The sequence below is a fragment of the Pseudomonas sp. G5(2012) genome (assembly GCF_000408945.1).
In the GTDB taxonomy this organism is placed as follows: Bacteria; Pseudomonadota; Gammaproteobacteria; order Pseudomonadales; family Pseudomonadaceae; genus Aquipseudomonas; species Aquipseudomonas umsongensis.
Map to the genome: position 1 here is coordinate 25,387 of NZ_APIO01000067.1, position 10,692 is coordinate 36,078.

At 60.2% G+C, this 10,692-nt stretch carries 12 protein-coding genes; 10 read left to right on the top strand and 2 right to left on the bottom strand.

Going from position 1 to position 10,692, the window contains the following annotated elements; translation table 11 throughout:
- Positions 1 to 73 precede the first annotated feature (73 nt).
- The 3 genes from PG5_RS21160 (at position 74) to PG5_RS21170 (ending at position 3,412) form a co-directional block, all read left to right on the top strand.
- Positions 74 to 937, top strand: coding sequence for a LysR family transcriptional regulator (locus tag PG5_RS21160; protein ID WP_020799155.1), 864 nt, complete (start codon positions 74 to 76; stop codon positions 935 to 937).
- A gap of 238 nt (positions 938 to 1,175) precedes the next feature.
- Complete coding sequence (locus PG5_RS21165) at positions 1,176 to 2,327, top strand: SRPBCC family protein (RefSeq protein WP_033044389.1); 1,152 nt, start codon at positions 1,176 to 1,178, stop codon at positions 2,325 to 2,327.
- Complete coding sequence (locus PG5_RS21170; RefSeq protein ID WP_020799158.1) at positions 2,324 to 3,412, top strand: SMP-30/gluconolactonase/LRE family protein; 1,089 nt, start codon at positions 2,324 to 2,326, stop codon at positions 3,410 to 3,412. The genes PG5_RS21165 and PG5_RS21170 overlap by 4 nt, the downstream gene beginning before the upstream one ends.
- 120 nt (positions 3,413 to 3,532) lie before the next feature.
- On the opposite strand, the gene PG5_RS21175 is transcribed toward PG5_RS21170, so the two are convergent.
- Positions 3,533 to 3,775 carry a hypothetical protein gene (locus tag PG5_RS21175; RefSeq protein ID WP_020799159.1) on the bottom strand — a complete coding sequence of 81 codons (243 nt, stop codon included), beginning with the start codon at positions 3,773 to 3,775 and terminating at the stop codon, positions 3,533 to 3,535.
- 109 nt (positions 3,776 to 3,884) lie between these two features.
- On the bottom strand, positions 3,885 to 4,118 hold the full coding sequence (locus tag PG5_RS21180; RefSeq protein ID WP_020799160.1) for a DUF465 domain-containing protein: 234 nt from the start codon (positions 4,116 to 4,118) through the stop codon (positions 3,885 to 3,887).
- 217 nt (positions 4,119 to 4,335) lie between these two features.
- On the opposite strand from PG5_RS21180, the gene PG5_RS21185 reads away from it, so the two are divergent.
- The 7 genes from PG5_RS21185 to PG5_RS21215 all read left to right on the top strand — a co-directional run bounded on the left by PG5_RS21185 (position 4,336) and on the right by PG5_RS21215 (position 10,514).
- Positions 4,336 to 4,857 (top strand): DUF4142 domain-containing protein, encoded by a 522-nt coding sequence (locus PG5_RS21185; protein WP_020799161.1) that lies wholly within the window; start codon positions 4,336 to 4,338, stop codon positions 4,855 to 4,857.
- A gap of 241 nt (positions 4,858 to 5,098) precedes the next feature.
- Positions 5,099 to 5,950, top strand: coding sequence for an STAS domain-containing protein (locus PG5_RS21190; RefSeq protein ID WP_020799163.1), 852 nt, complete (start codon positions 5,099 to 5,101; stop codon positions 5,948 to 5,950).
- A 4-nt stretch (positions 5,951 to 5,954) separates the two neighbouring features.
- Positions 5,955 to 6,317 carry an STAS domain-containing protein gene (locus tag PG5_RS21195; RefSeq protein ID WP_020799164.1) on the top strand — a complete coding sequence of 121 codons (363 nt, stop codon included), beginning with the start codon at positions 5,955 to 5,957 and terminating at the stop codon, positions 6,315 to 6,317.
- Entirely contained in the window at positions 6,314 to 6,718 is a 405-nt protein-coding gene (locus PG5_RS21200) for an anti-sigma regulatory factor (RefSeq protein WP_020799165.1), read from the top strand. The genes PG5_RS21195 and PG5_RS21200 overlap by 4 nt, the downstream gene beginning before the upstream one ends.
- The gene (locus PG5_RS21205; protein WP_042955610.1) at positions 6,715 to 7,725 is read left to right on the top strand and encodes an ATP-binding protein; all 1,011 of its coding nucleotides are present in this window, start codon (positions 6,715 to 6,717) and stop codon (positions 7,723 to 7,725) included. Before PG5_RS21200 ends, PG5_RS21205 begins: the two co-directional genes overlap by 4 nt.
- Positions 7,718 to 8,593: a sensor histidine kinase KdpD gene (locus PG5_RS21210; RefSeq protein WP_020799167.1), complete on the top strand. Its 876-nt coding sequence runs from the start codon at positions 7,718 to 7,720 to the stop codon at positions 8,591 to 8,593. Before PG5_RS21205 ends, PG5_RS21210 begins: the two co-directional genes overlap by 8 nt.
- Positions 8,583 to 10,514 (top strand): response regulator, encoded by a 1,932-nt coding sequence (locus PG5_RS21215; protein WP_020799168.1) that lies wholly within the window; start codon positions 8,583 to 8,585, stop codon positions 10,512 to 10,514. The genes PG5_RS21210 and PG5_RS21215 overlap by 11 nt, the downstream gene beginning before the upstream one ends.
- Positions 10,515 to 10,692: the final 178 nt, after the last annotated feature.

A 10,692-nucleotide genomic window follows, 5' to 3' on the forward strand; every position in this document is an offset into this window, starting at 1 on the left:
TAGGAGTTGCCGCAGGCTGCGATCTTTTGATTTAAGGCCCTACAATGCGAACATCTCCCGCACCGGCCGCCCCATGGACATCGATCTCGCCCGCACCTTCCTGGAAATCGTCCGCCACGGCAGCCTTGCCGCGGCCGCCGAGAAACTCCACGTCACCCAGACCGCGATTACCGCGCGGGTACAGAAGCTGGAAAGTCACCTGGGCAGCACGCTGTTCGTGCGCAACCGTGCCGGTGCCCGCCTGACGCCCAATGGCGAGGCTTTCGTGATCTATGCCAATCAACTGGTGGAAACCTGGGAAGCCGCACGCCGGGATTTGCCCTTGCCCGAGGGGTTCCACGACGTGCTGCACATCGGTGGCGAGGTCAGCCTGTGCAACCCGTTGATGCTCAGCTGGGCCGGCGTATTGCGCGACAGGATTCCCGGCCATGCGCTGCGCATGGAAATCCGCGACGGCGAAAACCTGCTGCGCCAACTGGAGCTTGGGGTGCTCGATGCAGCGCTGGTTTATCAGCCCGAATACTGGCCACGCCTGCAAGTCGAACAGATCCTCGAAGAAAAACTCATCCTCGTGCGCCACCCCGAACGCCCCGAACCCTACGTGTACATCGACTGGGGCCAGCACTTCAGGCGCCAGCACGATGCCGCCCTGCCGGAAAGAGCCAAGGCGGCGCTCAGTTTCAATCTTGGCCCGCTGGGTTTGCAGTACATCCTCGAACACGGCGGTAGCGGCTACTTCCGCACGCGGGTGGTCCAGAGCTACCTGGAAAACGGCATGCTCGAGCCCGTGCCCAAGGCCCCGGAGTTCAGCTATCCGACCTACCTGGTGTACTCACGCGACCGCGATTCGGCAGCTCTACAGCGAGCTTTCGATCTGCTGCGCGAGGTGATCAGCAGCGATGACGACTGGTCACAACGCTGGAACCCGCTGAGCTGATTGCGCCCTGACTTTTGCAAATACCCCCCAATCTCCTGTGGAAGCCAGCCTGCTGGCGATGGATGTCAATGATAACGCGCCCTGTCTGGATGATCGCGTTGTCCGGGCGCTCATCGCCAGCAGGCTGGCTCCCACAATGGGATCGTGGACACGCCAGCAAAAATACAGGGGCAGCTACCAACCAAAACCGCGGGATCGACTAATCTGCTGGAGATAACAATAACGACAGGTGATTGCAGTGAGGCAGACCACCGAAGCATTTCGCGCCCGTTACCGTTGTGACATCCATCCCCGCTATAACCCTTGGCTGCATGGCACCTTCGTGCTGATGTTCGGCCTGGTGGCGATCGGTGTTTTCTGGAGCACCGTGCACCAGGTACAGCCCCTTGAATGGCTGGCGGTGCCGGTGTCCCTGTGGTTGTTCAGTTTCATTGTGTACATGGTGCATCGTCACCTTGGCCATCACAAAAAAAACTTCGCGCGGATGTTCTATGCCCGACATGCCGGCGACCACCACAGCTTTTTCGCCCCCGGCAAAATGACGTATGACAACGCTCGCGACTGGCGCGTCATCCTGTTCCCGGCCTGGCTGATCGTGTTGCACACGCTGCTGATCGCCCTGCCCCTGTGGTGGCTGCTCAAGCCCTTGGACGTCAACGTCGCCGGGCTGGTGGGCGGCTGCCTGGTCCTGGGGTACCTGATCTATGAAGTGTTCCATGCGTGTGAACACCTGCCGCCGCACAACCGGATTACGCGCCTGCCGTGGATCCGCCAGATGCGTCGCCTGCATGAATTGCATCACCGTCGCGAGATGATGCAGCAACGTAATTTCAACATCGTTTTTCCGTTGATGGATTACCTGTTCGGCACCCTCTACTGGGAGCCGGAACCGGAACCGGCCATCGAGGACCTCAAGAGAACGCCCATGACCCGCATGCAGCATCAGATCGACATCGCCGGTAATCCCGTTGCCGTGCTCGCCTATGCCAGCACGGTGACCCGTTGGCCGCAGTGGCATCCATCGTCCCTGCGGATCAACGGCCCGAAGGGGCCTTTGCATGCTGGCGCGCGGTTCGAGGAGGACATCCGCGCCGGTGGGCGTGACGGGCACTTGAGTTGGGTAGTCGATGAGTATCTGCCTGGACGCCGCTGGATTGCCCGGGCCCATGGCGATAATGGCCTGTCGTTGCTGCTGACTTACGAATGCGCGGCCGAAGGTAATGGCACGCGGTTCGTGCGCACGCTGGAATACCGGTTCAGTGGCCTGGCGATGCGAATGGCCAACCAATTGCTGCTCAAGCGGCGGATCGATCGCGAATCGGCGGCGTCCATGCAAGCGCTTCGCGACACCGCGCAAAAATACCTGGCGCTGTCAGGAGTCCGTGCGTGAGCCGACCGATAAGGTTTCACCATGGGTTACTGCTGCTGATCATCGCTATCGGCGCTTTCCTGCTATTGATGCCGACCAAAGTGCAGCCCGTAGCCTGGAGCCCAGAAGCCGCGCCGTCCCTCAGCAGCGACCCGTACGCGGACAACCAGCGCCTCAAGGGCGTGGTACGCGTCGGCGCCGCGGACATCGACGGCCCCGAAGCGCTGCTCCTGGAAAATAATGCGCTGATCACCGGGTTGCATGATGGCCGGGTCATTCGCACCAGCCTGGACGGCCAGGACACCAAAGTGTTGACCGATACCGGCGGCCGGCCCCTGGGGTTGGCCCGCCACCCCAATGGGTTGCTGGTAATCGCCGACGCCGTCAAAGGCTTGCTGTCACTGGACGCCCAGGGTCGCCTGGTGGCCTTGACCACCAGCGCCGACGGTGTGCCGTTGGGGTTCACCGATGACGTGGTCATCGATAAACCCGGGCACTATGCCTACTTCAGTGATGCCTCCCGCCGGTTCGGCTACGGCGAGGACCTTGATGCAATCATCGAACATGGCGGCGACGGACGCTTGCTGCGATATGACTTCCAGACCGGCAAGACCACAATGCTGCTGGACAAGCTTGAGTTTGCCAATGGCGTCACCCTGGGTCCGGACGATGCCTTCGTGCTGGTCAACGAAACCGGCGCGTATCGCATTACCCGCTACTGGTTGAGCGGATCGAAAGCCGGCACCCATGACCTGTTCATCGACAACCTGCCGGGATTGCCCGACAACCTAGCCTTCAACGGCCGCGACCGTTTCTGGGTGGCGCTGTATACGCCACGCAACGCCTTGCTCGACAAAACTGCACCACACCCATTTGTGCGCAAGATGATCGCCCGGGCAATGACTGTCCTGCCCAAGCCGGTGGAAAAACGCGCCTTTGTGTTGGGCCTTGACCTTGATGGCAAGGTGATCGCCAACCTGCAGGATGGCAGTAGCGGCAATTATTCGCCGATAACCACCGCGCGCGAGTACGGGGACTGGTTGTATTTTGGCTCGTTGAGAGCGAAAAACCTGGTGCGATTGCCGCTGAGTACGGCGCTGCAATAAAAGGCTAAACCGGTGGGAGCGAGCCTGCTCGCGAAGACTGCAGCGCATACAACATCGATGTCGACTGTCAGGCCCTCTTCGCGAGCAGGCTCGCTCCCACAGGGTTTGTCGTGAATTTGACTACCGCGGATCGGATTCGCCATCGCGCACCGCATTATCAGTTTCTTCACGCACCCGTTCCCGATCGATGTCGGTGCCGTCATCCTGATCCATGGGGATGGCACCCTCGTTATTCGGCAATTCATCAATGCCCGGTTCATCCTCCGGGTTGCCGGCAGTGCGACCGGGGCTCAGGGGTTCGGGATGGGTCGGAATGGGGTCGTAGCCCCCTTGTTCTTCGCTGGGAAATCTTGGATCAGCCATGGGGCACCTCGCCTGTAGCCACGTCATCGGGCTTTGAACATTCGAGGTGCCGGTTAATATCGCCGTTCCAATTATTCAGCCACCGACCGTCGGTGGCTCACCACATGCATCAGGAGGACGACTGGAGCTGTTTGACGATCTTGTCCTTGACCTCCAAACGCTTCGCCTTGAGCCTCGTCACTGCATCATCACTGGATTTGGCTTCCTCTGCCTTTACCACTTCGGCATCCGCCAGCGAGTATTTGTCGATTAGCGAATTCAGTAACGGATCCTTGGTGCGTTTCTGCTGGATTTCTTCCTTTGTGCAATGCAAGTCCTGAAAAAGATCGTGGGGCACCGGCATGGAACACCTCCATTGGATAATCGGTAGCAAACGCGACTGATTGCGTTCGCCAACTATCAGAATGGCCTTGGTTGGCCGGTTCTGTCGACCATCTGTCAGACCAGCGGTGCCCGTTCGTCGTCCTGTCGCAAATGCGATAAAACCTTCGCCCCCTCCGCGACCTCCACACTATAACGATCAATTCGATCACCCATGAAAACTGTGTGGAGAAGAACCAATGGAAGGATTTAACCTGCGCCATCTCACCTTGGCCGTCGCCTTGAGCACCAGCATGGGCGCGGCCTTCGCGGCAACCGATAATGACTTTGTCGACAAGGCCGCCGCGGGCGGCATCGCCGAAATCGAAACCAGTCGGTTGGCCCTGGAAAAAAGCCAGTCAGCCGATGTCAAAGCCTTCGCCAATATGATGATCACCGACCATTCCAAGGCCAACGATGAGCTGGTGGCCATTGCGAAAAAGAATGACATTGAAGTGCCGGACAACACGACACTGGTGAAGCAGGCCAAGGAAAAGATCCTCGATATGCGTGACGAGTCTTTTGATTCGGCCTATGCCAACAACCAGGTCAAGGCGCATGAAGACACCATCGAGTTATTTAAGAAACAAGCCAACACCGTGACCGACGACAGGACCAAAGGCGCAACGGAACTCAAGGGTTTTGCGCAAAAAATGTTGCCGGGGCTGGAAAAACACCTGGATATGGCGAAAAAACTTCAGGCTGCCCATCCAGACAAATAGCCCTGATCAAATAAAAAGACCGCATCGGTCGATGCGGTCTTTTTATTTGCGCCAGGCCTCATCGCCAGCGGTGTCGATGCAAAAAAAAAGATCGCAGGCTGCGCCAGCTCCTACAGTGCATGTATAAGCGAATGAAAATTGCTGTCGAACGCGCACAACTATTTCATTCGCTAAATGTCATTGCTTTTGCGTCGTTCATTTTTTCTGGGAATCGGGCGCAACACTCAAGGAGACACGTTCCATGGCGGCACTGCAAACCAGCACTCTCGATGCGATGAAGAACAATCAGGCACCACTGCTCGCCGAATGGAAAAATAGCCTGGAGGCCAGTGGCGCCACGCGTAACCTCAAAGAGAAAGACCTGCAACAGCAGACAGCGGAATTCCTGCAACTGGTGATTTCGGGTCTGCAAAACGGCAATGACCAGAACATCGCTACAGTCGGCTGGGATGAAATTCGCCAGTTCCTCGACAAGCTCTCCCATAGCCGTGCGCTGCTCGGCCAGGATTCGCACCAGACCGCCAGCTTTATCTTCTCGCTCAAGGGTCCGCTTTTTGCCCTGCTGCAGAATCATTACCAGGACAGCCCGGCTTTGTTGGCCGAGCAACTCTGGGAAATCTCCGAATTGCTCGACGCTCTGGGCATGCACACCATACGCACGTTCCAGAAGTCCCGCGAAGCCGTGATCAAGCGCCAACAGGAAGAACTGCTGGAGTTGTCGACCCCGGTGGTCAAGCTCTGGGACGGCGTCCTGGCCCTGCCGATGATCGGCACGCTGGACTCGCAACGTACCCAAGTGGTGATGGAATCGCTGCTGCAGCGGATCGTCGACACCGGTTCGGAAATCGCCATCATCGATATCACCGGCGTGCCGACCGTCGACACCCTGGTCGCCCAGCACCTGCTCAAGACCGTCACCGCGATTCGCCTGATGGGGGCCGACTGCATCATCAGCGGCGTTCGCCCACAGATTGCCCAGACCATTGTGCACCTGGGGCTGGACCTGCAAGGCGTGGTGACCAAGGCCAACCTGGCCGATGCCCTGAAACTGGCCCTGACCCGGCTGGGACTCTCCGTCAACAAGGCGGACTGAGCCCATGGAGCGCATTCCGATTCTGCAAATGGGTGGCTTCCTGCTGGTGACCATCCAGGTGGACATGCATGACCAGCTGGCGCTGACGCTGCAAGATGACCTGTCCGAACGCATCAGCAGGACGTCCGCGCGCGGCGTGCTCATCGATATCTCCGCCCTGGACATGGTGGACTCTTTCATTGGCCGGATGATCGGGACCATCTCCGGGCTGTCGAAAATCATGGATGCCGAGACCGTACTGGTCGGCATGCAGCCAGCCGTGGCCATCACCCTGGTGGAGCTTGGACTGACCCTGCCCGGTGTCAGTACCGCGCTGAATGTCGAGCGCGGGATGAAACTGCTTCAGGAACGAGTACGCAACCAATGACTGTGCGCAGCAGCGGCACTCATCCGATTCACATCGAACAGGACGTCGTCCTGGCCAGGCAGCTCGCGCGCAAACTCGCCCAGGATTGCGGCATGCGCCTGATCGACCTGACCAAACTGGTGACCGCGGTCAGCGAACTGGCGCGAAACACCATGGTGTACGGCGGTGGAGGCGACATGGACTGGCAAATCCTCGATGAAAGCCCGCGTACCGGCCTGCGGCTGACATTCCGTGACGAGGGGCCGGGAATCCCCGACGTCAAACTGGCAATGACCGATGGCTGGACCTCAGGTTCCGGCCTGGGCCTGGGCCTGACCGGTGCCAAGCGGCTGGTCAATGAATTCGAACTCGATACTGCGCCGGGAAAGGGTACTCGCGTAACGATTACCCGATGGACATGAACATCGGCGGCTCGATGACCCAAGTGCTGGTCATCGAGGACAACAGCCAGATCGGCCACGCACGACGCACCGCACAGAATCTCGCGCAGGAACACGGCTTCGACACCACGGATGCGGGACGGGTAGCGCTGGTCGCTACCGAGCTTGCCAGCAACATTCTCAAGCACGCCAGCCGTGGCGAATTGCACCTGAGGGTCATCCCCCGTGCCAGCGGCGCCGGCATCGAGATGCTCGCCATCGACCGCGCACAGGGCTTCGATTTGCACGCCTGCCTGGCCGACGGTTTTTCCACCGGCGGCACCCAGGGCATCGGCTTGGGTACTGTGTCACGGCAGGCTGAAGTGTTCGATGTCTATGCCGATTCACGGGGTGCCGTGCTGCTCACACGGTTGTATCCCCGAACGGACAAGGCCGCGGACCGACGCATCGGTATCAGCCAGCATTCGTTGCACCAGGATCCCGCTTGCGGTGATACCTGGCACCTGGCATTTGACGGACCGCGCATCAGTGCCCTGGTGATCGATGGTTTGGGGCATGGTGAAGAAGCCGAACGCGCCGCCCGTGCTGGCGAGAAAGCCTACGCAATGCTGCCTTTCGACTCACCGTTGCTGGTGCTCCAAGACATTCATTTAGCCATGACCGGCACCCGTGGCGGTGCAGTGGCCATTGCCCAGTTCAACGCCGACAGCGATGCGTTGAAATTCGTCGGCATCGGCAATATCGGCGCCTGCCTGGTCGCACCGGGTCAATCCCGCGGCCTGGCCTCCCATCCCGGCATCGTCGGCGGGCAGTTTCGAAAGGCGCAGCCCTTTGACTATGCTCAGGTGAGCGGACAACTGCTGATCATGTACAGCGATGGCCTGCAGTCGCGCTGGAACCTTGCGGACTACCCCGGCCTGGTGCACCGCCATCCTGCCGTGATTGCCGCCATCCTGCACCGCGATTTCTGTCGTGGACGAGACGATGTCACCGTACTGGTCATAGCCCTGGAGGCAGCCCATGGCTGAAACGCCCATGAGTCAAATCGACGAACAAGCTGCACTGATCGCGCGCTTGCAGGGTGAAGCCGTTGCCCTGCGCGCCGAGCTGGATGAAACCAACCAGGGCGTCCTGGCGCTGTACGCAGAACTCGATACCCAGGCCGAACAGCTGCGCCAGGCCTCGGATCTCAAAAGCCGCTTCCTGTCCTACATGAGCCATGAGTTTCGCACGCCACTGGGATCGATCCTGAGCATCGCCAGCCTGCTGACCGATGAGCTCGACGGGCCCTTGAGCAGCGAGCAGCACAAGCAGGTGGCCTTCGTCAGTAACGCCGCGCGAGAGCTGAGCGACATGGTCGATGACCTGCTCGACCTGGCGAAGATCGAAGCCGGGCGCATCACCATTTCACCGGCTTGGTTCGATATGTTGGACCTGTTCGCCGCCCTGCGTGGCATGTTTCGCCCGATTGTCGATACCACCGCCGTTGACCTGATCTTCGAGGAGCCTGTGGGCCTGCCCCGCCTGTACACCGACGACAAGAAGCTCGCGCAGATCCTGCGCAATTTCATTGCCAATTCGTTGAAGTTCACCACCCGTGGAGAGATCCGGGTCTCGGCGCAACTGGAAAACCGCGACTACGTACGTTTCGCCGTCAGCGACAGCGGAATCGGTATCGCTCACGAACTGCATGGCGCATTATTCGAAGACTTCTCGCAAGTCGACTCCCCACTGCAAAAACGCCTGCGTGGCACCGGGCTCGGGTTGTCGCTGTGCAAACGCTTCGCGATGTTGCTGGGCGGCGAAGTCGGGGTACAGAGCACACCCGGTGTGGGTTCGACCTTTTTCGTGATCATCCCGCTGGCCATCGCCATGGAGCCTGCCGATGAAACGTGACCTGCGCTTGCTGATCGTCGATGACAACGTTGCCACGCGCTACGCCTTGCGTCGGCGCCTGGAGCGTCACGGTTATGAAGTGCTGGAGTCCGGCACCGGCAGTGAAGGCCTGGAGTTGATCGCCAGCGTGACGATCGATGCCCTGATCCTCGACGTCAACCTGCCGGACATGAGTGGCTTCGACATCGTGCGCAAACTGCGATCGGAACCTGCCACCGCCCTGCTCCCGGTGATTCATGTGTCCGCGGCGTCGATCCAGACCGGCGATATCATCACCGGCCTCGACGCCGGAGCCGACGCTTACCTGATCCACCCGGTGGACCCGGATGTATTGCTGGCGACCCTGCGCACTTTGCTGCGGGTGCGCGAAACCGAGAATGCCCTGCGTGAAAGCGAGGCACGCTTTCGCGAGATTTTCGTCAACGTGTCGGCCCCCATCGCCGTGCTGGATGCACAACTCAAGGTCCACGAGTGCAACCATGCGTTTGCCCAACTGGTCCAGGACAACCTCGACCCGGATACCCTGCGCCAGTGTTTCGCCGACGACCAGTGCGCGGTCATCGAGGAACTGCGCTTGCGCCTGGCGTACGGCGAGCGCTGGAAAGGCACCTTGAGCATGCGGGTGCAGGGCGAAATTCGTGAAACCGAGTGGCAGATTTCACCCTATCGCACGCCGGCACTGAGCCTGGTGTTCGTCGAGGATGTCACCGAGCACCGTCACCGTGAACGCTCGCACCTGGCGCGCCTGGACGACGCCACGACGCAACTGGCCAACGAAGTCGCCGAGCGCGCGCGCACCGAAGCCCAGCTGTTGCAGGTGCAGAAAATGGACGCGCTGGGCAAGCTGACCGGCGGTATTGCCCACGATTTCAACAACCTGCTCACCGGCATCATCACCAGCCTGGAACTGATCCAGAAACGTGTCGCCGAGTCCCGCACCGACAAGGTGTCTTTCTATGCCGAAGCGGCGTTGAACTCGGCCATGAGTGCCGCCTCCCTGACCCACCGCCTGCTCGCCTTCGCCCGTCAGCAACCACTCGATACCCGGCCCGTGGACATCAACGAGCACATCCGCTCCCTCGAGGAATTGCTGGTACGCACTATTGGCGAACGCATTGCCCTCAAGCTTGAACTGACGAGCAAGCCGGCCATTGCGCTGGTCGATCCGATTCAACTGGAAAGCGCGGTGCTCAATCTGGTGATCAATGCCCGCGATGCCCTGCCCCAGGGTGGCAATATCTGGGTCAACACCTATGCCGCCTATTCCCACGGTGACCCCAACCTGGCCGATGGCGCCTATGTCGCCCTGTCGGTGCGCGACGACGGCACCGGCATCGAACACAACGTCATCGATAAAGTGTTTGACCCATTCTTCACCACCAAGCCCCTGGGCCAGGGCACCGGGCTCGGGTTATCGACCATCTACGGTTTCGCCCGCCAGTCGGGCGGCGATGCGCACATCCGCAGCGTGGCGCGGCGCGGTACCGAAGTCACCATCATGTTGCCGGCCAGCGCCGTCACCGTCGAACCCACGGCGACGCCCGCCCAGGGTGGCGGAGAGCACGTGCTGATCGTCGAAGACATGCCGTCAGTGCGCATGTTCGTTGCCGAAGTGCTGGTGGATGCCGGCTACCGTTGCACCCAGGTGGGCGACATCGAAGGCGCCCTCGAACGCCTGCAGAACGACGAATCCATCGACCTGTTGCTGACCGATGTCGGCCTGCCGCGCATGAGCGGCCGCGAGCTTGCCGATATTGCGCGGGGGTGGCGCGAACATCTGCCGATCCTCTTCATGACCGGCTATGCCGAAACCGCGATCAACCGCCAGGTGTTTCTCGGCGACGGCATGGAAATGCTGATCAAGCCATTCCAGATCAATGAACTGCTGGACAAGGTACGACGCACCCTCGACAGCGCCTGATAGATTCGTCGGAACGCCGCCCGGAGCCGACCTGCTCCCACATTGGAATTGCGAACGCCATAGATCCATTGTGGATGACGGGTGCACCTGGATCCCCTGTAGGAGCGAGCATGCTCCGGGCGGCGTTCCGACGATTGATCGTTCCCACGCTCTGCGTGGGAATGCCGCCAGGGACGCT